Here is a 23,048-nt window from a genome sequence, read left to right as displayed (position 1 = left end):
ATCAGGGAGTGGTGCGTGCTTCCCACCAAGCGAGGGCGCGCGTGTAGGCGTCGTCCGTGTCGAGGTTGTGGTGGATGCCGGGGTCAGCTACCGGCACTTCCACCCGAAGGACTCCGGGCGCCGCCATCGCGGTTCGCAGGCTGGCGTCCGGCGGCTGAGCGTGGAGGGTCGCGCAGAAGGCAGCCCCCAGGATCACGGGGTGTCCACAGCCGCCGTCGGCTCGCGGGATGACCACCCAGGGTGTGGCGGCGTGCCCCTCCGCATCCGGCAGGGGGCGCGCGACGAGAAGCGCGGCCAGCGTGTTGGTAGAGGCCAGCGGACGATCCACCGGCCAGAGAACCACATCCGCGGCGGGCGGTGCCAGGGCCATCCCGGCGAGGATGCTCCCCATGCGACCCGCCGCCGGGTTCGGGTTGCGGACAAAGGCGAAGGGCGCGGGATCGACGGCCAGGGTGGCATCCGCGTCACTTCCCGTGACCACCGCCCCCGACCGCACGCCGGCCGCCTCCAACGAGTCGAGCACGAGCCTCATCGCTGACCGATCGCCAAACTCCAGAAGCGCCTTCGGCCTGCCCAGTCGCCGCGACGCCCCCCCCGCCAGCACCAGAGCCACGGGGGGCGGCGTCACCACACCGACTCGACCGTGTCCCGCAACGATGCCGCGGTGATCGCCTGGTGGCTGGCGTGCCAGATGGCCTCCTCGTCCTGGAACACGATCGCCTGGGGCGACTCATGGCGAACACCGGTTCGCTCCGCCACGGCCGCGGAGACAGGGCGCGCGTTCTGGATCTCGATCACTGCGGCGAACAGCATCGTTTCTCCCTCGGAGTCGATGCTCTCCAGGAATGCATGAAACTCCGCGAAGGCGGCGTCCGAGACGGGACAGGTCACGCTGTGTTTGAAGAGAAGGGCGATCCTGTCGCGGGATTCCGCAAGGAGGGAGTCAATCTCAGCCACTGTCGTGAGAAGAACCGGGTCGATCATCACCTCTCCAGTCGTTCGGGGTGGAAGTCGTACGGGGAATCGCTCCGTGCTACTCGGAACTTCGGGGATTGTGTACCTTTCCGGGTCCGTCAGGCAACCGTCCCCGGCCCCCGGCCCCCGGCCGACTTTCCAGGAGTTCAAAATGTCCTGCAAGACCTTCGGCCGGGCCACCCCGGCATTCTTCGCGCTGCTCTGTCTGCTTATCATGCCCGGCGCCGCCGCGGCCGGGGAGGGGGAGGGATCGGAACACCCCCACGCACACGCCCATCACGCCGAGGCTGCGGGGGAACCACAAGGTCTCCATTTCGACGGGGAGGATCACCTGACGGGTGTCGTTCAGTTGACCTTCGGAGGTCAAAACGCCGAGGCCTACTGGGCTCCGGACAGCAAGCGCCTCATCTATCAGGCCACGCCGCAGGACGAGGGCTGCGACCAGATCTTCGTCATGAACGCGGACGGTTCAGGGAACGCGCTCGTCTCCACCGGTCTCGGGCGGACGACCTGCTCCTATTTCATCCCGGGAACGGATCGCATCATCTTCTCATCCACGCACGCGGCTTCGAAGGAGTGCCCGCCTCCACCGGACTTCTCTCGCGGCTATGTCTGGCCCATTTACTCCGGGTACGACATCTACACGGCCAGGGACGACGGGTCGGATCTCGTCCGCATCACTGATTCGGGAGTCTACGACGCGGAAGCCACGCTCTCTCCGGACGGTGAGTGGGTACTCTTCACTTCCACGCGCGACGGCGACCTCGACATCTACCGGATGCGCCCTGACGGGTCCGAGGTCCTCAGACTCACCGACGATCCCGGCTACGACGGCGGCCCCTTCTTCTCACCCGACGGATCGAAGATCTGCTACCGCGCAAGCCGTCCGACAGGGGAAGCACTCGAAGACTACCAGCGCCTCCTCCGCGAAGGACTCATTCGCCCGGGCCAGTTGGACATCTACTGGATGAATGCGGATGGAACCGACAAGACGCGGGTCACCGACAGCGGAGCCGCGAACTTCTGCCCCTTCTTCACGCCGGATGGAGAACGCATCATCTTCTCCTCCAATCTGGGAGATCCGCAGGGGCGAAACTTCGATCTCTATCTCGTCAATCTGGACGGATCCGGCCTGGAACGGGTCACATTCTGCCCTTCCTTCGATGCGTTCCCGATGTTCAGCCCGGACGGGAAACGACTGGCGTTCGCGTCGAATCGCAACGGCAGCGTGATGGGAGAGACGAATGTCTTCGTGGCGAACTGGGCCGACTGACCCGGTCGCGTTGTGGAGAGAGCCGGTCGCAGAGGCCAGCCTCTCCACAACTTACTGGATGTACCCGAGGGCGCGGAGGCGCTCCACTTCCGCGTCGGCGGCCCCGCGCGTGTCCGCCGACACTTCCCCGCCCGCCCCTCCCGCGCGCTCCCAGGTCGAAACGCTCCGCACCGAATACTCGGCGGCAAAGTCCGGGCTCAGCAGATCCATCCGGGGCCGCGCTTCCAGATCCTCCGCAACGGGAAGCCCCACAAGCGCCGCCACCGTCGGGGCCACCTCGTAGATGTCCAGCGTGCCACGCACGGCAGAGGGTTCCGTCGCGCCCCCCGCCAGAATGGCGAACCCGTCCGGCGCGCGAGAGTGCGCATAACGCGACTCATACCCGTGGTCGGAGAGCATGAGAACCACCGCATCCTCGGGGACGGCCGCCAGCACATCACCCACCACTTCGTCCATGAACTCATGGTATCGATCGATGGCCGGGCGCAGGCGCAGCGCGGCATCCCCGTCCACGGTCCCCTCCTTCGTGCGGAGTCCCCATGTCAGATGGTGAGTCAGATCGACCGCGCGGAAGTAGGTCCCGAACAGTCGCCATTTTGCATCTCGAGCCAGGAGGTCCACCGTCACATCGCGCGTGGTCAAGTCCCGCGCGATGTTGTGCCGGAGTTCCGTCACGAACTCCGGGTGTCCTTCTTCCCATGCGCTCATGCCCGCCTCGTCGAGGCCGGTGGTGTCGTAGAATCGGCGAACCGTCTCCACCGGCACCTCGTCCGGCGTGAGGCGGAACTTCGCCAGCGGCGCTTCCAACGCCTCGGGCAGTACCAGGCCCGTCAGCGGAACTCCGCCATACACCGGTAGGTGAAACCGGTCCGACACCGTCACGCCCTCCAGCGGTCTCGCGGGCCAGGTGACATACCACTCCACGAGATTCGTGCGAACGCCCGCCTCGGAAGCCGCCTCAAACACGGAGGTCGCATCGAGATGATCGCTCCGGTACGGCTCCACCCTCAGCAGGCGGCGGCCATTCAGCGCGCGGAAGAAGACGCCCGTCGTCTTCGTCAAGAAGGCGGTGCGCCGAAGCGACCTCGGCAACCGGGTGCCTCCGGGAAGCCGGGTCTGTACGACATCGTGAATGGAGTGATGGAAACGCGTCTTCCCCGTGGCCACCGAAGTCCAGATCACCGGCGAGAAGGTCGGGCGAATCGTCCGCAGGTCAAAGGTGCGTCCGCGCGACACAAGCGCCGCAAGATTCGGAAGTTTCCCCGCCTCCATCAACGGATCCAGCACGGCCCATGTCGCCCCGTCGAACCCAAAGACGACGACGCGCTGTCCGGTGTCCGCTGCTCTCAGGCGATCCGTCTCCGGGCGCGGAACGCTTCTCTCCGCTTCCGCCACCGGGCGAGCCATCACGACCTGCACCACGCCCGCCAGAACAATCAGGCCCGCCGTTCCGCGCACGATGCGTCGCCCGGACGATCCTCGCTTCCGGAAGAGAAGCGCCACGGCGACCGCTGCGACCAGCAGCAGCAACACGATCCCCAGCGACACGGCCGTTCCGGCGAAGTCTCTCGGCAGCGCGTTCATTCGCTCGCGATACCAGGTGAGCCAGTGGACGGCCAGAAGTGCCGCGACCGGAAGTGCCGACGAGAGCACGCCTGCGCCATCTCTGGAAATGCGCGCTCCAAGGGCCGCCCCCAGCGCGCAAGCCGCGACCGCCACGCCCAGGTGCATGGCGAAGAACACAATCCCCAGCACTCCATGTCCGGGATCCCAGGGAAGCAGGTGGTTTCGTCGCGCGAAGAAGGCCAGTTCCAGAAGCGCGTAGCCCGCCGCCCCGGTGATGGCGGCAATCAGTCCGGCTCGAAACGCTCGCAGGAAGCCGCCCATCAGACGTTGAACCGGAACACGACGCAGTCCCCGTCGCGCATGACATAGTCCCGGCCTTCCAGGCGAAACTTCCCCGCATCCTTGGCGGCGGCCCATGTTCCGGCAGCCTTGAACTCCTCGAATGGCTCAATCTCCGCCCGGATGAAGCCCCGCGAAATGTCCGAGTGAATCTTCCCCGCCGCCTCCACCGCGCTGGATCCTTTCGGTAGCGTCCATGCCTTGCACTCGTCCTCGCCGAATGTGAAGAACGAGATGAGTGAGAGAAGGTCGAAGCATGTACGGATCACACGACCCCGACTGGCCTCCGCAATACCCAGATCTTCCAGAAACGCGCCCGCCTCTTCCTCATCCATCCGTGCAATCTCCGACTCGATCTGCGCGGATACCGCCAGATACTCCCTCCCCGTTTCCGACGCAAGTTGCCGAAGACCCGCGTCGGCACTTCCTCCGCCCGGTTCCTCCTCACCCACATTCCCGACGAGAATCTGCGGCTTCGCGGAGAGAAACGCGAAACCCTTCAGCCGAAGCATCTCCCTACGATCAAGCCCGAGGCATCGGATCGCGGTGCCCTCTTCCAGTCCGTCACGAACTCGACCGAGTACGGCTTCTTCCTCCGCCAGTTCGGGCGTCGAGAGGCCCTTGCTCCGATCCGACTCCAGCCGCTTCAACCGGTTCTCCGCAACCGCCAGATCGGCAAGCAGAAACTCCGCGTCCAGATCCTGTGCATCCCGCACCGCATCCACGGAACCGGATGGCGACGGCACCGAATCGTCCGGAAACACGCGCACGACCTGAAGAAGCGCCTCCACCGTCCGGAGGTCAGAGATCAGGCTCGCCGCACCGCGTGCGGAGTCGCCGGGCCGCACACCCGGTGCATCCAGAAAGTCCACCGACGCGGGGGTCCGCTTCTTTGGAGAGTACACTCCTGCCAACCATCCGAGACGCTCGTCAGGAACGAGCACCCGCCCCTGATTGATCTCCGCCCGGCCCGAGCCGAATCGACCCGTCTCGGCCGCCCCGCGAGTCAGCGCATTGAAGAGCGTGGACTTCCCTGAGGAAGGAAGCCCGACTATCCCGATATTCACCACCATCCCCCTTGATTCGGCGCATCATAGAGGGTCAAACCGACAGCGGCAAGCGTCCCCGCCGTATGCCGACCCCGCGCACGCGTGCTAGCCTGCCGTCATCGGTCCCCTGAACTTCCGGAGAGATTGCCATGCTCGCTCACATTGCCCGTGCCGCGCTTCCCCTACTCCTCGTCGCGGCTGGTCTCGCAACACCGACCGCCGCCGGGAACCCTTCCCCGGCTTTCCGGGAAGTCGTCCTCGACAACGGTCTCACGCTGCTTCTCTCTCCGGGGAACGCGCATCCGGTCATCGCCCTCTCGGGGTTTGTCACCACAGGGGGACGCACCGAAGACGAGTACTATCAGGGATCTCTGCACTACATCGAACATCTCGTCTTCAAGGGCGGAACCCCCAACCTCCCGCCGACCATGTATCGAAAAGAAATGAGCCTGCTCGGTCGCGAGGCCGGAGGGTGGACCTGGGACGACGAGATCAACTTCGGATTCGAAACGCCGAAGGAGAACTTCGCCGAGGCTCTCTCCCTCTACCGGGAAGCACTCCTGGACCTCAAGTTCGAAGAAGAGTGGTTCGAAGACGAGAAGCGCGTGGTTCTGCAGGAGATGTTCCGAGGACAGGAACAGCCCGAACGGATGGTGGACCACGCATGGAGCGAGCTGGCGTTCACGGCGCACCCCTACGGGCGGCCCGTGATCGGAACGGAGAAGGCCATCCGCGAACTGGAGATGCACGCAACCGAGGCCTACTACCGCGAGCGCTTCACGCCCAACCACATGATCCTCTCCATTGCCGGAGACTTCGACCCGGACCGGATGGTGGAACTCGTGCGGGAGGAATGGAGTGGCCGGGAACCCGGTCCGTCGAGCTTCGAGCTGGGGGTCATGGAGCCGGAGATCCGCGGCCCGCGCTCCCGCGAGGAGTTCGTCCCGCAGGCCACCCGGGCCACTGTCCTCACGGGCGTGGTCACGCGCGAAGGCCCCGACGACACGGCAGCACTCACCATGCTGGCCGCACTCATGAACCACCCGGTGTGGGGACTCCAGCAACCGCTCATCGATCAGGAGAAATGGGTGACCTCCGCGCAAGCCAGTCACTACTTCATGCGCGACTACGGTGCCTTCCAGATCACGGCCCGCCTGGACCCGGAGCGCGGGCCCGCCGTGCGTGCCTTCCTCCAGGACTATCTGGTCGGGTTCAATCCGAGCGCCATTCCATCCACCATTTTCGAAGATGTGCGGCGCGGACTCCTCGCGCAGGAAGCGCGGGAACGAGCGACCTATGCCGACCGTGCCGAGCGACTCGGCTTTCTCGCCAGCCGCCTCGGCACGAAACGCGCGAACCGCTGGGTGCGGATGCTGTCGCTGGTCACGCCCGATGAAGTGGCGGAAGCCGCCGCCCGGCACATCAGCCCCCGAAAGCTCGTGACGGTCACGGTCTACCCGGAAGGCTTCGACCCGTCGACCGCCCTCCCCGGCCCGATTGCCACCGCCGGTGCCGAGGACACACCGCAGCCTTCCCTCCAGCGACCCGGGTTGCTGAAGCCGCCACCCGTCGATCCGCTCGCCTTCGAGGAGACCGGTCGCGAAGACGGGATCGTGCGGTTTCGATTCTCCAACGGTCTTCGCCTTCTGGTGAGTCCGTCCGACGCGTCGCGTGTTCTCGCAGCTAGCGCACGCATCCTCGGCGGGCAGTGGGTGGAACCCGCTTCGCAGGCCGGCATCAACCGGTTCGTCTCCGAACTCGGCCTCCGCGCAACACGCTCCTTTGATCAGAGCGAACTTGGTCAACTCCTCGGCTCACTCGCCATGACGGCGACGGCGCACGCATCCATCGGAAGCCGGGCCAACACATCGCGGAATGTGGACTACCGCGACTCCGCGGGGCGCCACCTCCGGGGAACGGCGGACACCTGGCGCGAAGCTCTCACCATCCTCAAGGAGACGACCTTCTTCCCTCAGTTCGACCCGAAGGAGATGTCCAAGGTTCGGGAAGACCTCCTCACCGAAATCCGCACCCTTCCGGAGAACAACCTCGAGTACATCAAGCAGCAGTTCTATGTGAGTGCTTTCGAAGGCCACCCCTACGGTCGGCCTACGGTCGGGACGGAGGAGTCCATCTCCGCCATTTCTTCCGATGATCTCGCGGCGTTCCACAAGGCCCACTGGACCGCGGATCGGGTCGTGGTCACCCTCGTGGGCGATGTCGATCCGCACCACGCCGCCGAGTGGCTGGCCTCGCACTGGGCGGATGTTCCGAATCGGCGCGCCGGTCCGCTCCCTCCCGCTGAGACCGTGGACTGGGCACCTTCGCCGGAGACGAAGGTGATTCCGCTCGGCAAGGACTACTGGACCGTGAACTGGGGCCGCCCGGGCGCACTGTGGACCGATGCGGATCAGATTCCGTCCCGCGTGCTGAGCCGGATGGCGGGGAACGATCACTTCTACAAGTATGTCTATGGCGAAGGCGTTTCGTACCGGAGCTGGATTCGCTTCTGGGAGGCCCGTGGCCCGGGCATGTGGATCATCGAGAATGATGTGAAGCGCGAACGCTTCGACGAGATTCTCGCGATGTTTGAGGAGGATCTCGTGCGGTACTCCGAAGAAGGCCTGCCGCGGAAAAACTTTGAAGACGCCGTCATGCGACTGATCAACTCCCATGTTCTGTCCCGACAGGACAACGCGGTGCTCGCCTGGCGGCTCGCGGTTGCGGAGGGAAACGGCGGTTTCGAATCCTACACCCGCGCCCCGGAGAATCTGCGCGCGGTCACATTCCAGCAGGTATCGTCGCTGGCGGCAGAGGTGTTCGCTCCGTCGGCGATTCTCAGGATGGTCCAGCAGTAGGGCGCCGACAGAGGCTTCGCCGGAAGGAGACCGAGAGCGCCACCAGCGCGACGAGCGCCGTCAAGGCGGAGATGCACCGCGCGGTTCGGCGCGCGGATCGCGGGTGCAGGCGAACGGAAACTTCCCGCCACTCTCCGGCGGGGAGGTCAAACGCGACGAAACCCGAGCCCTGCACCGGGCGGACAGGAACGGCGCGACCCCGATCGACCCCCTCCCACCCGGGGTAGAAGTACTCCCGCAGGACAACCGTGGCCGGACCGGTCGTCTCGATCTCCATTGTCCACCGTGCCGCGAGTCTCTCCACTTTGCGGAGTCGCGCCCGGCCGTCAATCCACACGCCATCGTGAAAGGGAGGCTCGGTGGAAGCGGTGACCCAGACGGGAAGATACTCGTCCGCGGAGGTGGCGGTAAAATCGCCCGATCGGTACGCGACGGGATCAAGCAGGCGCGGCGTGAGATCCAGCGGCGCGACCGGTCGGGACAGATCCTGCGCCACCACTACCGTCCCGCAGCACACGACCCCGCACACCGCCACGCGCAGGCGCGGTCGCCCGGAGAGGAGTCCCGCCAGCCCTGCGGCGCCCAGCAGTGCCGCACCCAGAGACGCCAGCGAAAGAAACCGCCACGGGAAGCCCACATACGACAGCAGCGGAACACTTCCGTAAAGCGGACGGGAGAGAGGCGTCGCCATCACAACTCCCGCCAGCAGAAGTGCCGCCCCGAGGGCGACCACCAGACGCCGCCCCGCGTCCGCTTGCCGTAGCGCAAGAAGCGCCGTCGGAAGCACCACCAGCGCAGCGCCCAGCCCAAAGGCCATCTCCTCCGCGCTCCCGGGGACAAAAACCCGCTCCGCCCCCTCCCACTTCAGGAGGTCGGCGAATCCCACGAAGTTCCGATTCACATCGAAGATCCCGCTGCGAAGTGCATCCAGGCGCACCCACGCTCGCTCGGCAAGCGCGGGAACCCAGAAGAACGCGGACAGAAGAAGTGCCACGACCCCGGCCAGCACGGTTGCGGCGAAACGCCGGCCCCGCTCCGGACCCGCCGGTGCGAGAGCGACCATTGTGGCAATCGCCAGTGCCCCCCCCGCAAGAAGCCCGGCCACATTGTGAGTCAACGCAACCGCCGCCACCCATCCCGCCGCGGAGAGAATCGCCCGAGTCCCGGAGGCTTCGCCCAGAGCCAGGCGAATCACGGCGCGAATCGCCCACGGCAGGATCCCCAGCGCCAGGTACTCGGCAAGGTCACCGCGAACCCAGAGGTCGCGCAGAAGATACGGCGCGTGCGTGTAGAGCGATGCCGCGACCAGCGCGCACGGCGATCCACACCCCATGCGCGCAAGACGGTACGCACCCACCGTGCCGAGAAGTGCGGCCAGAATCGTGACGGCCTTCAGCCCGCCCGCCACACCCAGCCCCGCTTTCGCCAGCGCGGCCGCCGCGAAAAAGAGCCCGGGCGCGTAGAAGGAAAGAAACGGGTACCCGCGCCCCCCCGCGAGATCCGGGAACCAGCGCGCGGAGGGCATTCCGTCCTCCCAGCACTGAAGAACTTCCACGACTCGCGCCGGGTATGACGCGGCTTCATGGGACTCAAACCAGCTGGCCGCAAACAGGCCGCGTACCGCCAGGCACGCCACCACGCCCAGCAGAAGAGCGCGAAGAAGCCGCTCGGACGATGGGCGGCGGAGCACCTACATCCCCTGCTTCGGTGCGCGAAGCTCCGGGGGGACGGCCGCCACCACTTCCAGCGCCACGTCGATCTTCCCGAAGGGCGGCATGACATAGACCCCCTGCACCATCGGCGCGCATTCCCGAAGCGCTTCCTTCGCGATCGCGATGCCCTCCTCCCGGCCCTCCGCTCCCGTCGGCGCTGCCTTCATTCGATCGAGGATCGACCGCGGCACTTCCATCCCGGGAACCTCGTTCGACAGGAACTCGGCATTCCGGTGGCTTCTGAGCGGGAGAATGCCCGCCAGCGTCGGAATCCGGCAGTGCTCCGTTCGGCGGATGAACCGCTCCAGCACCGACACATCGTAGACCGGTTGGGTCAGCGCGTACTCGGCTCCAGCTTCCACTTTGTACTCAAACCGCCGGACCTCCTCGTCGAGATTCACGGCCGCGGGATTCACACCCACACCCAGATGCAGCGCGGTGGGCTGGCTCATGGGGTTCCCCGCAATGTCCTGCCCGTGGTTCAACCGACCGGCAATCTGAAGCAGCCCGATGGAATCCACATCGAAGACCGCCGTGGCGTCCGGGTAGTCGCCCATCTTCGGGGGGTCTCCCGTAACGATGAGGAGATTCCGAATCCCGAGCGGCCCCGCTCCGAGCAGGTCCGACTGCATCCCCAGCAGGTTCCGGTCGCGGCAGCAGTAGTGGAGGATGACCTCGATGCCGGTCTCCTGCCCCGCCAGCACGGCCAGCGCGAGAGAACTCATGCGTGCACTCGCCCGGGGGCCGTCCGGGATGTTCACGGCATCCACGCCCGCCTCTTCCAGAAGGCGGATGCGCTCCAGCACGCGGGCCGGATCCGGACCGCGCGGCGGCGACACCTCCACGGAGACGGCGAAACGGCCACTCGCAAGAGCCTCCGCAAAGGCCGACTTCGCACGACTCGGTACCGCCTTCGCCTCCGGGAGCACCTTGGGCGAAAGACGCACCGGCGTTCGCGCGGGCTCAAGCGCAGCCGTCTTGCGCGGAATCGCCCGGGCAGCCGCGGCCACCGCACGAATGTGGTCCGGGGTGGTACCACAGCACCCGCCCACGATCTTCGCGCCCGCCTGGAAGAACCGGCGCGCATACTTGGCGAAGTAATCCGGAGAGGACAGGTACAGGTACCGCCCTTCCACAAGGCGCGGCATCCCCGCATTCGGCATGACGGACAGCGGCCGTGCGGTGTACTCCCGAACGACCTCCAGCGCCTTCAGCATCGGACGAGGGCCGACCGAGCAGTTGAGCCCCACCACATCGGCGCCCCACTCCTCGAGCCTGGCGGCAACCTGCGCCGCGGGATCCCCCAGCGCGGTCGCGTTCTCCTCGGTGAGGGTCATCTGCGCGACCAGGGGGAGATCGGTCGCCTCCCGCGCTCCCCGGATGGCTTCGCGCATCTCCTCCAGCCGATGGAATGTCTCCATGATGAGAAAATCGGCACCCCCTTCCGCGAGCGCCTCCGCCTGGTCCCGGAAACCAGCGCGCGCCTCTTCAAAGGCGATGCGCCCGATCGGTTCAATGGGAACACCCAAAGGCCCGATCGCACCAGCGACCAGGACTTCCTCGCCCGCCGCCTCTCTCGCAATCTCCGCTCCCTGCCGGTTGATCTCGGGGACGCGATCGCCCAATCCGTGGGGTTCCAGCTTGAAGGTGTTTGCGCCGAAGGTGTTGGTCTCCAGAAAGTCCGCCCCGGCCTCGACATAGCCGGAGTGAACGCCGCGCACGAGATCCGGTTCCGTCAGGTTGAGCTCGTCGAAGCAGCGGTTGATGTAGACACCCTTGGCGTAGAGCATGGTGCCCATCGCCCCGTCTCCAACAAGGACGCCCCGGGAGAGCCGTTCCAGCAAGTGACGACCGGCCATTCTTCTCCAACCTCCCCTGGAAACGGCGAAGGGTAGCCCGGCGGCCGATCGCAGGGCCAACAGAAAGGTGGTGTTGCGAGGAGGTGGTGTCTTCCTTGCGATCCCTCCGGAGCTCTCCTTCCCGCTCACTTCCGGTTGGTTGTGTTCCGAAGATTGTTGTTTTTCCCTCGCAGGCACCGGTCACCTCTCAACACTGGGTAACTGGTGGCTGCAGTGGTAGTTACGCCCCCGGGGCAGACGACGGGCCCGCCTGATCTTCGCCCTGGAGGGACGCTGCCAGGAGGCGATTTGCGCATCTTCGGCCTACGGAGCGCTGTTTCCCAGAAGACCGGGCTCCTTTCAGCGCCCGGCACCGGCGGCCTTTCTGCAGCCATCCCGCCCGGACGCCCGCCTCCCGGAGGGGCAAGCTGTTGAGCCATGCCAGGATCCGCAGCTGAATGAGGGAAGGGCAAGGCGCACGCTCGATGTCGGGCGTGCGAGCCAGCGCGTGAACCCCAACAACAATCACCGCAACACCACCCAAGAGAAAGGGACCGGAGGTTCCGGGGGGGTCCTCCCCGGGTTCCGGTCCCTGACCTTGTCCCATGTCCCAATTCGAGCCTGGCACTTCCCCTTCGGCACCGCCCGAGAGCCTCAACTCAGGCGGCGTCGGAGGAAATACCCCGGTCAGCCCGGGAGGTTCCCCGGAAAAACAGCGCCCTGGAAAAAACTCCAAAGTGGCTCTTAATCCGGCTCTGGACCGCCTGGTCCACTAGCGCCGCAGAACGATCCTGGCCGTGGCCTCTTCCCCGGCCGAAGTCCGACCGCTGAGGAAGTACACGCCGGGTGAGACGGGCTGGCCGGAGAAATCCCGGCCGTTCCAGTAGAACTCCCCCTCGCCTGCGGCAAACGACCCGCGGCCCGGGACCGCAACCCGACGACCGGAGGCATCGTACACCGTGAAGAGAACCGTCCCCGCTCGCGGAAGGTGAAACCGTGCTCGAGCCGGCCCCGTCGCGGGGTTGGGCGCAACCACCATTCGGAATCGATCCGCCGGAAAGAGAACACCATCCGGGACAGAAGTCGATCCGCCCTGGCTGGACATCCGCGCCCGGTACCTGTAGACATGCGCCTCGTAGCCGTCGAAATCATCGACCAGCGTGCGATTGGACATGGGGAGCGTCCGGTCTTCATTCAGGACCGTCACCCCACCGACCCCCGCATTCGGAAGGTGGATCCGCGCCGACCCCACAAAACCGTTCCGGGCCACCGCAAAGAGCGTGACCATTCCGTCGGGACCGCGCTTGGCTCGCACTTCCACCGCCGGTTCCTCACTCCACGCTCCGGCTTCATCTTCGGAGAGGAGCACATCGTACAGGTCGCTGACCTCACCCATCACCTGCTCCACCACCGGCCATGTGGGCGGCCCCCCACCCAGGAAGTGAGTCCAGGACCAGCCCGCCCAGAAAATCCCCGTCGCCCCGTGAACAACCGAGGTGTACGCCTGCCACCGGGCCTCCTTCAGCGGGATATTCTTGAACGCCTGCACGATCACCCAGAGCGGCTGACCCGCCTGATTGAGTTCGCCGAGGAAGATGTCCGCCGTCACCGGCAGCCGGTCGAGTCTGCACGCGGGAAAATCAATGACATTGTACGAACTGCATGTCCCCTCCCCTCCCGGGAACGGGTACGCGGCATACATCACAATGTCGGTCGCATCCATGTACGTACTCACATCGGCCTTCCACAAATCCCGGTCTCCGGAGAGGTGAACCGGGGCGAAGTTCATTGCCACGGGTCGATCCGGCAGAACGCTCTTCAGCTGGTCGTAGGTGTCGTAAATGTGCGCGCGGTCGATGTCGCCGAGCTTGTTCCGTGAAAGCGTCCAGACGGGCTCGTCCCGGTTTGCCACCACAAGCGGTCCCACGCCACGCGAATCCAGACACTGCACAGCCGCGTCCAGAAGTGCGGGTTCGTACATATTCTGATCGACCTCAAGCTCGGGCGTGGAGAGATCGTCCCAGTTCCAGGTATCTCCCGACCCCAGCATGATGTAGTACCCCGTCGCCGCAGCCGAGTCCGCGATGTCCGCACACGATGGAGTGGTGTCCGCATACGCAATCTCAATGTCCCAGACGATGTTTGCCCGGGACCGGCGAATGCGATCGTTCCAGTCTTCGTAGCGATAGGTCGCCAGCTCCACAAGACCCAGCGGGTAGAACGGCTCGCCGTCCACCTCCAGAAGCCCGTCCGTGCGAATGGAGACCGCCGAAGCCGACACGGGAAGGAGGGCGCAGGTTACGAACAAAAGGGCCAGCAGCCACGGCGCCAAGGTCGAAAAGGACCGGGCCGATGCGAACACGGGGGGAAGCCGCATCATAGATACACCTCGGGGACGCGAGGAGAGGTCTGACTGACAGTTCAGTTTTCCATTTTACCGAAACACCCTGGGAATGTGCAAGCGCCTCCCGGGGGGGGTGACCGGATCCGCGGGTGCGGCTTTGTCAATACACGGGAGTCTCCGGGAAATCAGACGGAAATCAGGGAACGCTGGCCCCCTCTCCCTCATTCTGGCAGGAACTGAACGAAACGGACCCGGAACCAACTCTCCCAGAAAGAGGAGGGCCTTCGGGGTCCTCCCAACCAGGACATCCACACACCAGCACATCACCACGAGCGGCCCCGGGTCACAGCGTCGTTTCGTTCGGCTATCTCATCCAGACTCCCGTCTTCTTGCGTCCGTTCTGCTTCCCGCTCGCGTCAGGAAAGAGAAGTCGTTCCACCTGTTCGAGGTTTGCGACCATTCGCCTCAGCGAACGCGGAGTCACCGACCCGCTTTCCAGCGCGTCCAGGATTCGTCCGGCCCCCGCCATGGGGACCCGCGCCAGGAGCGACTTCCCCTTCCTCGTGAGGCGGGTCCCGACCTTCCGCCGGTCGTCCCGGCTCCGGGTTCTCCGGATCAGGCCCAAATCCTCCAGGCGGGCAAAGCGGCTCTGAACCGTGGGTACGGACGATCCCAGCCGACGCGCCATGTCCACCATGGTCATTCCCGGAACGCTCTCCAGAAGCCGCAGGATCACCACGAGCGGGGGCGTCACCTGATGCTGCCGCACCAGGTCCCTGCGGTATGCGTCTCGGCGCTCGCCAAGACGGTCCACGCGGGACACGATATGAAAGAGGTCTGTTTTCATATGGTATGATCTTATGCCGTTCCCATAGGGTCGTCAACCCCTTGTTTCACAAAAAAACGGCGGCCCAATCAGGGTCGCCGCCACGGGTCTCTCTGCCTGCGTAGCTGGGACTTACCAGAGATCCTCGACCGTCTCATTGCCGATCCAGCGCAGATGCCACGGCTCGAAAGCCATGCCTCTTTGCGCCGAACGCTCCCGCGAGAAGCTCACGACGATCCCGTATTCGGCCGCATGGGCCTCGATCCAGCGCCCGGCCGGAGCATCCGCGAGTGTGTCCGTCAGGACCGGGATTCCCGGGGTAGCCACATCCACCGTCGTCCCCAGGTGGTGTTCGCTTCGCCCGGGCGCAGCGACCGATCGCTGCGCGGGATCCCGCCGGAGGCCCGCCGCGTAAAGCGACGCCTGATGGCGGGCGCCTCTCCACGCGGAGAAGATCCGGATCACAATCCCGTCCTTGTCCGCCGCCGCGATCATTCGAGTAAACGCCTCTGCCGCGCCGCGCCGGAGATGGAGCTTCCGCTTCTCGGTTCCCGCGACCTTGAGCGAATCCGCGAGAGGAACAAGATCCGTCGGTTCATAAGTGGGCGGCAGCACGCGCCCGGCGATCATGCCTTCCTTCCCGACTGGAAGATCGCCCCCGGTATCGGTCGGCATCCGGTCGAGAAACGCCGCCGGGACAAAGGCTACCCTGGAGAGTTGGACCCACAGGACGCCGTCGCCCTCAACCTCCGCGAGCGCCACCATGCGCGTGCCGGCCTCCCGGCTTTCGCGCACGGTGCTCCGAAACGAGGGCGCCGAGTAGACGGTTCCGGACACGACGAAGCGCAGCCACTCTCCCGGCTGGGCCGCCTCCGGGAAGATCGTGGGTGCGCGGGGAGCGCAAAGGGCGGGGGAGACCGCAAGCAGCAATGCGGCAACCGCCGCCAGCGTGATGGTCATGGCTGTCCTCCGGAAGGCCGGGTGAAAACGGCACGAGACCGTCCCCACCCGTTGACTCGTCGGGAGAGTCTACCTCAAGAGGAGTACTTTTCGGGATCGTTCCGTCGATTCGGTCTTCGTTCGCACGAAGTACACCCCGGCCGGTGCCGGAACTCCGCCGTCGGTTCGTCCATCCCAGCGAAGCGCGTGCACTCCCGCGTCCGAGGCCCCGTTCCGAAGGAGGCGAACCCGACGCCCTGCCACATCGTAGACCCCTGCGGACAGGTGCCCGTCCGCTGGCATGGTGAACCGGAGCGTCGTGTTCTGCCCGGCCCGGAACGGGTTCGGAAATGCGGGCTCCAGATCGGGATCTACCGCCTCACCGGGAAGCACCGCCACTCCTGTAGCAGGCGCCGCCGTCACCTGATAGATCGTAAAGTCGTCAATCCCCGCCTCCGTAATGGACCCGTCCCCGGTGTCCCGCGCAGTGAAGCGGAATCGCGTCAGGTCGGACGGAGCCACAAAGTCCTCCAACGCGAAGTCCACCACTTCCCACGACGGGTTGGCCAGGTCCGTGTTCTCCACCACCGTCCAGCTGCCGCCTCCGTCCGCCGAAACTTCCGCCGTGAAGAAGTCGGTGGTCGGGTTCGTGGAGTATCCGGACACATACCACCGGTGATAGCGAACGCGCACATCCTGCATTCCAGCCAGAGAGTAGGTGTCCGAAGTGAGGACCGTCTCGCCACCGTCCACATCGCCCCAGCCGACGCTGATCCCGGCCAGAAGGCCCGTGATCCACGCATTCACCCCGGGGGCGGGAGTGTGGTCGTCGCCCGTTTGCGTCTGGCCGCCGTTGGTCGGTTCCGGATTGCCGAGCGCCCACTTTCCCTTGCTGGCCGTACTGCTGGCGCCCCATCCGGCTGCCCCGGCCTCAAAGTCCAGCGCAACCGGGGCGTCCTCCAGCTCAAAGTCCAGCGTGAGCGTCGCGCCATTGACGACATTCGCGGACGCATCCATCGCATTCGACCCGAAGGCCCAGGCACGCACCGTCTGCATTCCCTCCGGGACCACGGGGAATGAATACGCGCCGGAACCGTCGGTCATGGTGATGAGTGGCGTCCCGAGAACCTCCACTGTCGCATCCGGGAGAGGGGAGAGGGCGGAATCCATCACAATCCCGGACACGGAACCGGAGGAGACCGGAACCAGCGCGACATCTTCGGTCACCACCGACCCCGCCACAATGGTCACCGGCAGAACCTGACTCACATACCCGAACGCCGACACCGAGAGGTTCACGCTTCCGGCCGCGTCGAAGATCTCGTAGGTGCCATCCACGGAAGTCGTGGTGCTGACTCCCGTCTCCTGCACGGCCACCAGGGCTCCCTCGATGAGCGTGCCCGGGCTTCCCGCCTGCGTCACTGTCCCGGCAACATGCCCGCCGTTCGCCACATACTCCAGCATCAGGAGTCCGTGCGACATGTCGCTGGCGGCCATGAGATTCGGGTTGCTTCCGAAGAACGGGAACACGCCCCAGCAACCGTCGAATGACCCGCCGTCGTTCTCCGGGAAGGTGTCGTAGTACCCCGCCTCCGCGATGTTGTACGGATCCGAAATGTCTACAATCCGCACACCAATGGTGTAGTGAGAGATGATCGCCAGATTCCCGTCGATGTGTGCGTTGTGCGGAATCGTGGTCGGGTTCGGACGGTAACTGGACGCCTGGGTGATCGTCGGCAGCGCGGAGACATCCCACATTCTGCACGACGCGCCGTTGGTTTCGTCCGTCGTCATGACGAAGTTGTTGTCCGCCGTCATCCACGCGTTGTGCGTGAATGCGTTGGGATAGTTGCCCTGCGACGCAATCGTGGAGGGCGACGACGGATCCGAAATGTCCACGACATAAATCCGCGCCGCATAGATGGCGCTCGCGTACAGACGGTCCCCCAGAGAGACCACATCGTGGCAGTACTCCGTCTCCCAGTTGCCGACCGGTGCGGGGGAGAGCGGATTCGCGAGGCTCAGTATGCGAACGCCGCCCGAAGAAAGGTTCGAGCCCGCAATCAAGCACAGCGCACGCGCCTCATCGATGTAGAGGTTGTGTGCGGTGTTGAATCCCGCATAAGTGCCCACATGGACAGGATTCTCCGGATCGGCAAGATCCACGATCGCCATCCCGCCGGACGATTCGTTCGTGACATACGCATAGCTTCCATAAGTCTTGATGTCGCGCCAGGTCGAGGTGGCTCCCGGAAGGAACCCGGTCTCATAGGGAGATGCCGGGGCCGTCACATTCACCACGGACAGACCCGTGGTCGTACCCAGAAGTGCGTACTCGTCCCCGTTCGGCGCGGTGTAACCCCAGACATCGTTGTACTGAACATAATCGTCGAGCTGGGAGTGCAGGATCACATTGCTCGACTGCTGGGCAATCGCGCTCGCCGGCATCAAGATCAGCGCGGCCAGGCAGGCGATCCAGAGTGCAATACGGGTCGCGGTCATGAATCCTCCGGGGGGGGGAGTTCGGGGATGGCACAGATCGCCACCCCCGAGGATTGGGCCATTACTTCAAGAGAACCAGTGACTTCGTGGTCACAAACCCCGGAGTCGTGAGTCGGTAGTAGTAGACACCGGAGGCCGCGCGACGACCCCCCGTGCTGCGGCCATCCCAGGACGCTTCGTGCGAACCGGCGGCGAAGTCTCCGTCGGCCAGAACCGCAACGCGTGCACCACGAACATCGAAGACGGAGAGTTCCACCGGGCCTTCCCGAGCAACCGAGAACCGAACCGTCGTCTCATCGGCAAATGGGTTCGGCGCATTCTGCGCAAGCCCCGGGACCATCGCCGGGGCCGGGGGAAGATCCGGGATGCCGGTGCTGGAAGAGGCATCGTAGATCGTGAAGTCATCCAGGGCTGCTTCCACAAGCTGTCCGGGATCCGGATCCAGCGCCGTGAAGCGAAACTGCACGCTGCCCGCGCCCGGGCCGGAGACAAACGCCGTCAGGTCAATATCGACCGGCTTCCAGTACGCTTCCATCAGCGGCGTGCTCTCAAGAAGGGCCCAACTCGCCCCGCCGTCGAGGGTGAGTTCCACCGTCCATTCGTCCTCTTCCGCATTCACCGCATACCACCGGTAGTAGAACACATGCGGTTCCGTCATGGCGGACAGGTCATAGGCCGGCGAGAGAAGCTTCGTCGCGCCGCCGTCTACATCGTCCGCGCCGAGCGAACCAGTGGCCTCGTTCCCGGTGACGGCACACTTGTTCTCCGGATCCAGCGTATGGTCCGTCTCCGTCTGGAAGGGGACACCGCTCTGGTAGGTGCCGAACGGTTCCTCAAAGACCCAGAATCCGGTGGTCGTCGCCGCGTCATTCTGCACGGTCCATCCCGATGCCACGGAGAAGTCCTCGAAGACCGGCGCAGGCTCAAGAGTCGCGTCCAGAGAGGCGACGCTCCCGGCGACAATCGTCGTGGAGAGCCCGGTCGACGGAACGAATCCGTAGCGCCGAGCTTCGACCGCGTACGCTCCCTCCGGAACATCCGGGAAGGAGTAGTCTCCCGCCGCGTCTGTTTCCGTGAGCAGCGGCGTCCCAAGAAGGGACACCTCCGCAGCCTCGATGCCCAGACCGGTTCCGGCATTCGTGACGCGCCCGGAGACGCCCCCCCACGGGAGTTTCACAAGCGTCACATCCGTCGTGACGGTTCCGCCCGGCGGAACCGTGACCACCATCGTGTCCGGCGAGAATCCGAAGCCGCCGAACACAAGTTGCTTCCCTGCGCCGGCAAAGGACGAGATCGTGTAGGTGCCTGTGGCGTCCGTCGTGTCGGTGAAGTTCAGTTCCGCGAACTCCACGGTCGCGCCCGGGGCCGGTCCGCCGTCGGAGGATGACACGGTGCCGTCCATCACTCCCGCGGTCGGGTCATACCTCAACAGGAACATCCCGTAGGTGCGATCGTTCGCCGCAATCACGCCGCTGGGCAAGTGCGGATACACGCCCCAGTTTCCTGGACCCACGCCGCCGGCATCCGTCTCCGGAAAAGTGTCCCAGTATCCGACTTCGGTCAGGTTGGACGGATCCGACACATCCAGCACACGCACGCCGCGTGCATACCAGGCCGCATACGCAAGATCCCCTTCCACATGGATGTTATGGATGGAGGCACTCGGCGCCGGGTTGTGAACGCCGACCTGCGTGATCGCCGACGGGTTGCTGACATCCAGAGCCTTCACATGCCCGCCGGTAGTCTCCTCCGCGATCAGAACATGCACGCCATCGCCCACCGGCCATGATGCGTGGACCGCCCCGGTCGGATCGTTGAATGCCGACCCCAGGTTCACAGGGTTCGTGGAGTCCGAGATGTCGATGAGGCGAAGCTTGCCTTCGTAGATCAGGCAGGCATGGACGATGTTTCCCTCCAGCGAAATGTCGTGGAGGTAGCGGTTGTTCCACTGGCTGATCTCCACGATGTTGACGGGGTCGGTCACGTCAAAGATCTGAATCCCGCCATTTGCGCCGTTCGAATACCCGCCGATTCCGAAGATGAGATTCCGCGCGGGATCGCCGAAGATGTTGTGGAGGCTGCCGACCGTGTCCGTGTAGGTGTTCACGAGCGTCGGATTCGTCGGGTCGGAGATGTCCACAATCTGGATGCCGCCCCCGCCCTCGGTACTGATGTAGCAGTGGTCTCCAATGACGAACATGTCACGCCAGGTGCTGCTGGGACCGCCGATCATCCTCACGAATACCGGATGAACCGGGTCCTCAATGTCCCACCAGGCCGTGCCGGTCGTCAGTCCCTGGATCATGTACTCACGCCCGTCATTCCCCACAAACCCCCACACATCGTTGTAGGCGGAGTAGTCGTCGAGGCGGGAGAGAAGCACCATGGAGTCAAAGTTCGCGGCTGCGGCGGGCAGGATTGCGGCGCACAACAGCACAAGGGCACACAACGGGCCGGTGGCCCGGGAAGTGAAGTTCGTCATCTGGAAGAGCGTCTCCGGAAAGATGGGTGAAACCGCCGGGATGAATGGATCCGGAAGCCTGGGGGGGAAAGGAGGTGGCCGGGACGAATCCGCACCCGCTCATTATACCACGCGCAACCCGGGAATGCGAAGGCGACGAGGGTGCGTTATTCCTCCCGTGCGCGGCCTTCCAGCCAGGCTTTTCGCGGCGTCGCGGTCTCGTCCCGCACGCGGCGGAGAAGTTCTTCGTCGGGCTTGCCGAAAGAGATGCCCCGCCGCGCCGTCACGACCGCCGCCACCTGAAGCGCCTTGTCCACCCGATAGTCCGCCCAGTCTCCGGGGCCACCCCACACGAAGGACGGTATCTCGGTGGGCGGATACCCCGCGCCGAACACATTTGCGGAGACGCCAAGGACCGTCCCGGTGTTCAGCATCGTGTGGATGCCCGTCTTCGAGTGATCTCCGATGATACTCCCCACATGGCGACTCCCGGTGTCCACGCGCGATCCACACAGCGTGATCTTCACCGCCCCGTAGTCATTCTTGAGGTCGCTCGTGTCGGTGGCGGCGCCCAGATTGACCCAGCACCCCAGATACGAATGGCCGAGGAAACCATCGTGCTGCTTGTTGGAGTACCCGAGAAGAACGGACTGCTCCACTTCGCCGCCCAGTTTGCAGGCCGGGCCGGTCGCCACCCCGTGCAAGAGACGCGCTGCCGGATTGACGACACTCCCCGCACCAATCCCGACCGGACCCGTCAGCACCGCATTCGCGCCGACACGAGTGCCCGGACCCAGCGAAACCGGACCGTCCGTCGCATCCACCACGACGCCCGGCGCCAGCGTCACGCCTTCGGCAAGGCGAACCCTCTCCGGACGCACGAACGACACGCCCGGGAAATCCACCGGGTCGACGGGGGGCGCGCTCTTCTCCGGCGCGGCAAACTCCTCCGCCAGCATCCGGGGCGCGTTCGCCATGAGATCCGCCGCGTGAGACGGGATGGACAAGGGGAAATCGGAAACACTCAGTCCGCACTCTTCCAGAATGCGACCCCAGTCAGGACCGACCGGGTCGGGGGAAAGCCCGTCTCCCAGGATCTCCCGGATGCGGGAGACGATCCGCGCAGCTGCGTCCGCGTCCGCACGCGCGGCGATGAATCGACCATCCGCAAGCAGCGCCTCTCCCGGCGCGGGAGTTGGAAGCGATGCAAGGTCCGGCGAAAGCGCACCTGCGGCGGACAGGAAGAAGGCCGCCCCCGCGCCGTTTCCATTCACACAGCCCCAGACCCCGGACGCGGACTCCGTGGCCGCGAGCGCCCCGCGACAGAGAAGCCCCGCCTCCAGCCCGGGAACCCGGCTTGCCGCGCGCTCCCTCGCCGTCAGTGCGCCGCTGCGCAAGCTTGCCACCGAACGCGTCAGCGCCACGGGTTCGAATGCGGCACCGCGTTCGTCCTCAAAGAGAATCAGTCGCTCGGTCACGGGTTCCCTCCGGAGGATCCATCGGCCGGGGAGGGTTGCGCGGACAGCGGAACGCGCGCATCCGCCCGGGGGCGAAGTACCAGGAAGCCGACAGCATACTCCGCCGAGGCCGCATAGTCGCGGAAGGAGTCGTCCACCACCTGCCCGGCACGGGAGGAGGCATGACGAAAGAGAAGCTCTCCGGACAGTCCCCGGGCCACCAGTCCCGTATGGAGAGAGAAGATCCCTTCGCGATCCCCGACCCAGAACACCAGGTCGCCCGTGCGGAGCCGCCCTTCCGCCTTCGCCGCATCCCGGCGGGGAATCACCGCAATCGTGGCTTCGCGCGGAGCGTCCGCCGGGGACGGCGTCACTCCGTGCCCACGAAGGAACTCGGCGCGATCAATCGTGCGACGAATGCGGAGCGTCTTTCCCGGCGCACTCTGAGCCGTCACATCCCGCACAAGCCAAGAGTTCGCAGGGAGCCAGTCGGTGACCATGAAGTGGTTGCGCTCCGCAAAACCCACGACGCCCGCACGATAACGGATGGCGTCCAGCACCGGCAGCAGGGATGCGTCCAGCGGGGTGAGCGCCCGTGCGAGACACTGCTCAAGATAGGTCACGCAGTCCACGCGCTCCCAGTCCACGCGCGGGTCGGGGTCCGGACCGCCGAACGCGCCTTCCCCCAGGGGGCCGTTGTGATAGGGAAGCCCCAGAAGATCCCGGGCCACTTCCGCGAAACGACCCGCAAGAGAGAGACCGGCGTCTGCGGAGGGCGAGCGGGGCTCCGGAGGAATGGACCCGGCCCCGGTCGCCGACGAGGCGAAACCGATCAGGCCCAGCGCGCAGATCACGATGCGACGCTTCATACGGATACCCTCCCGGGCCGGACGATAGGCGGAGAGCGAC

15 protein-coding genes are annotated in these 23,048 nt (G+C 65.3%); 2 read left to right on the top strand and 13 right to left on the bottom strand.

Features of this window, described 5'->3' with window-relative positions; genetic code table 11:
* Position 1: 1 nt before the first annotated feature.
* Both QF819_02445 and ytxJ read right to left on the bottom strand, forming a co-directional pair.
* Positions 2 to 628, bottom strand: coding sequence for an NTP transferase domain-containing protein (locus QF819_02445; protein MDP6802020.1), 627 nt, complete (start codon positions 626 to 628; stop codon positions 2 to 4).
* Positions 625 to 984, bottom strand: a complete 360-nt coding sequence (gene ytxJ, locus QF819_02440) for a bacillithiol system redox-active protein YtxJ (GenBank protein MDP6802019.1) — start codon at positions 982 to 984, stop codon at positions 625 to 627. The genes QF819_02445 and ytxJ overlap by 4 nt, the downstream gene beginning before the upstream one ends.
* Positions 985 to 1,126: 142 nt before the next feature.
* Here ytxJ and QF819_02435 point away from each other — a divergent pair, with 142 nt between their 5' ends.
* Positions 1,127 to 2,248 (top strand): hypothetical protein, encoded by a 1,122-nt coding sequence (locus QF819_02435; GenBank protein MDP6802018.1) that lies wholly within the window; start codon positions 1,127 to 1,129, stop codon positions 2,246 to 2,248.
* A gap of 51 nt (positions 2,249 to 2,299) precedes the next feature.
* On the opposite strand, the gene QF819_02430 is transcribed toward QF819_02435, so the two are convergent.
* Together QF819_02430 and QF819_02425 are read right to left on the bottom strand one after the other, a co-directional pair.
* Positions 2,300 to 4,135 (bottom strand): alkaline phosphatase family protein, encoded by a 1,836-nt coding sequence (locus QF819_02430; protein MDP6802017.1) that lies wholly within the window; start codon positions 4,133 to 4,135, stop codon positions 2,300 to 2,302.
* Positions 4,135 to 5,220 carry a DUF933 domain-containing protein gene (locus QF819_02425; protein ID MDP6802016.1) on the bottom strand — a complete coding sequence of 362 codons (1,086 nt, stop codon included), beginning with the start codon at positions 5,218 to 5,220 and terminating at the stop codon, positions 4,135 to 4,137. Before QF819_02425 ends, QF819_02430 begins: the two co-directional genes overlap by 1 nt.
* Before the next feature lie 131 nt (positions 5,221 to 5,351).
* Between QF819_02425 and QF819_02420 the strand changes: the two genes are divergently transcribed.
* Positions 5,352 to 8,060, top strand: coding sequence for a pitrilysin family protein (locus tag QF819_02420; protein ID MDP6802015.1), 2,709 nt, complete (start codon positions 5,352 to 5,354; stop codon positions 8,058 to 8,060).
* On the opposite strand, the gene QF819_02415 is transcribed toward QF819_02420, so the two are convergent.
* The 9 genes from QF819_02415 to QF819_02375 form a co-directional block, all read right to left on the bottom strand.
* The gene (locus QF819_02415; protein MDP6802014.1) at positions 8,041 to 9,750 is read right to left on the bottom strand and encodes a 6-pyruvoyl-tetrahydropterin synthase-related protein; all 1,710 of its coding nucleotides are present in this window, start codon (positions 9,748 to 9,750) and stop codon (positions 8,041 to 8,043) included. The genes QF819_02420 and QF819_02415 overlap by 20 nt on opposite strands.
* Positions 9,751 to 11,631: a bifunctional homocysteine S-methyltransferase/methylenetetrahydrofolate reductase gene (locus QF819_02410; protein ID MDP6802013.1), complete on the bottom strand. Its 1,881-nt coding sequence runs from the start codon at positions 11,629 to 11,631 to the stop codon at positions 9,751 to 9,753.
* Between the two features lie 751 nt (positions 11,632 to 12,382).
* Complete coding sequence (locus QF819_02405) at positions 12,383 to 13,990, bottom strand: FlgD immunoglobulin-like domain containing protein (GenBank protein MDP6802012.1); 1,608 nt, start codon at positions 13,988 to 13,990, stop codon at positions 12,383 to 12,385.
* Between the two features lie 328 nt (positions 13,991 to 14,318).
* Positions 14,319 to 14,801 carry a MarR family transcriptional regulator gene (locus QF819_02400; GenBank protein ID MDP6802011.1) on the bottom strand — a complete coding sequence of 161 codons (483 nt, stop codon included), beginning with the start codon at positions 14,799 to 14,801 and terminating at the stop codon, positions 14,319 to 14,321.
* 111 nt (positions 14,802 to 14,912) lie between these two features.
* Positions 14,913 to 15,740, bottom strand: coding sequence for a M15 family metallopeptidase (locus QF819_02395; protein MDP6802010.1), 828 nt, complete (start codon positions 15,738 to 15,740; stop codon positions 14,913 to 14,915).
* A 69-nt stretch (positions 15,741 to 15,809) separates the two neighbouring features.
* Positions 15,810 to 18,221, bottom strand: coding sequence for a choice-of-anchor B family protein (locus QF819_02390; protein ID MDP6802009.1), 2,412 nt, complete (start codon positions 18,219 to 18,221; stop codon positions 15,810 to 15,812).
* Positions 18,222 to 18,282: 61 nt separating this feature from the next.
* Positions 18,283 to 20,703 carry a choice-of-anchor B family protein gene (locus tag QF819_02385; protein MDP6802008.1) on the bottom strand — a complete coding sequence of 807 codons (2,421 nt, stop codon included), beginning with the start codon at positions 20,701 to 20,703 and terminating at the stop codon, positions 18,283 to 18,285.
* Between the two features lie 146 nt (positions 20,704 to 20,849).
* Positions 20,850 to 22,160 (bottom strand): putative sugar nucleotidyl transferase, encoded by a 1,311-nt coding sequence (locus QF819_02380; protein ID MDP6802007.1) that lies wholly within the window; start codon positions 22,158 to 22,160, stop codon positions 20,850 to 20,852.
* Entirely contained in the window at positions 22,157 to 23,008 is an 852-nt protein-coding gene (locus QF819_02375) for a DUF1460 domain-containing protein (protein ID MDP6802006.1), read from the bottom strand. The genes QF819_02380 and QF819_02375 overlap by 4 nt, the downstream gene beginning before the upstream one ends.
* Between the last annotated feature and the right edge of the window lie 40 nt (positions 23,009 to 23,048).

Source organism: Gemmatimonadota bacterium, assembly GCA_030747075.1.
Lineage (GTDB): Bacteria > ARS69 > ARS69 > ARS69 > ARS69 > ARS69.
This window is presented reverse-complemented; position numbering and strand designations above follow the sequence as displayed.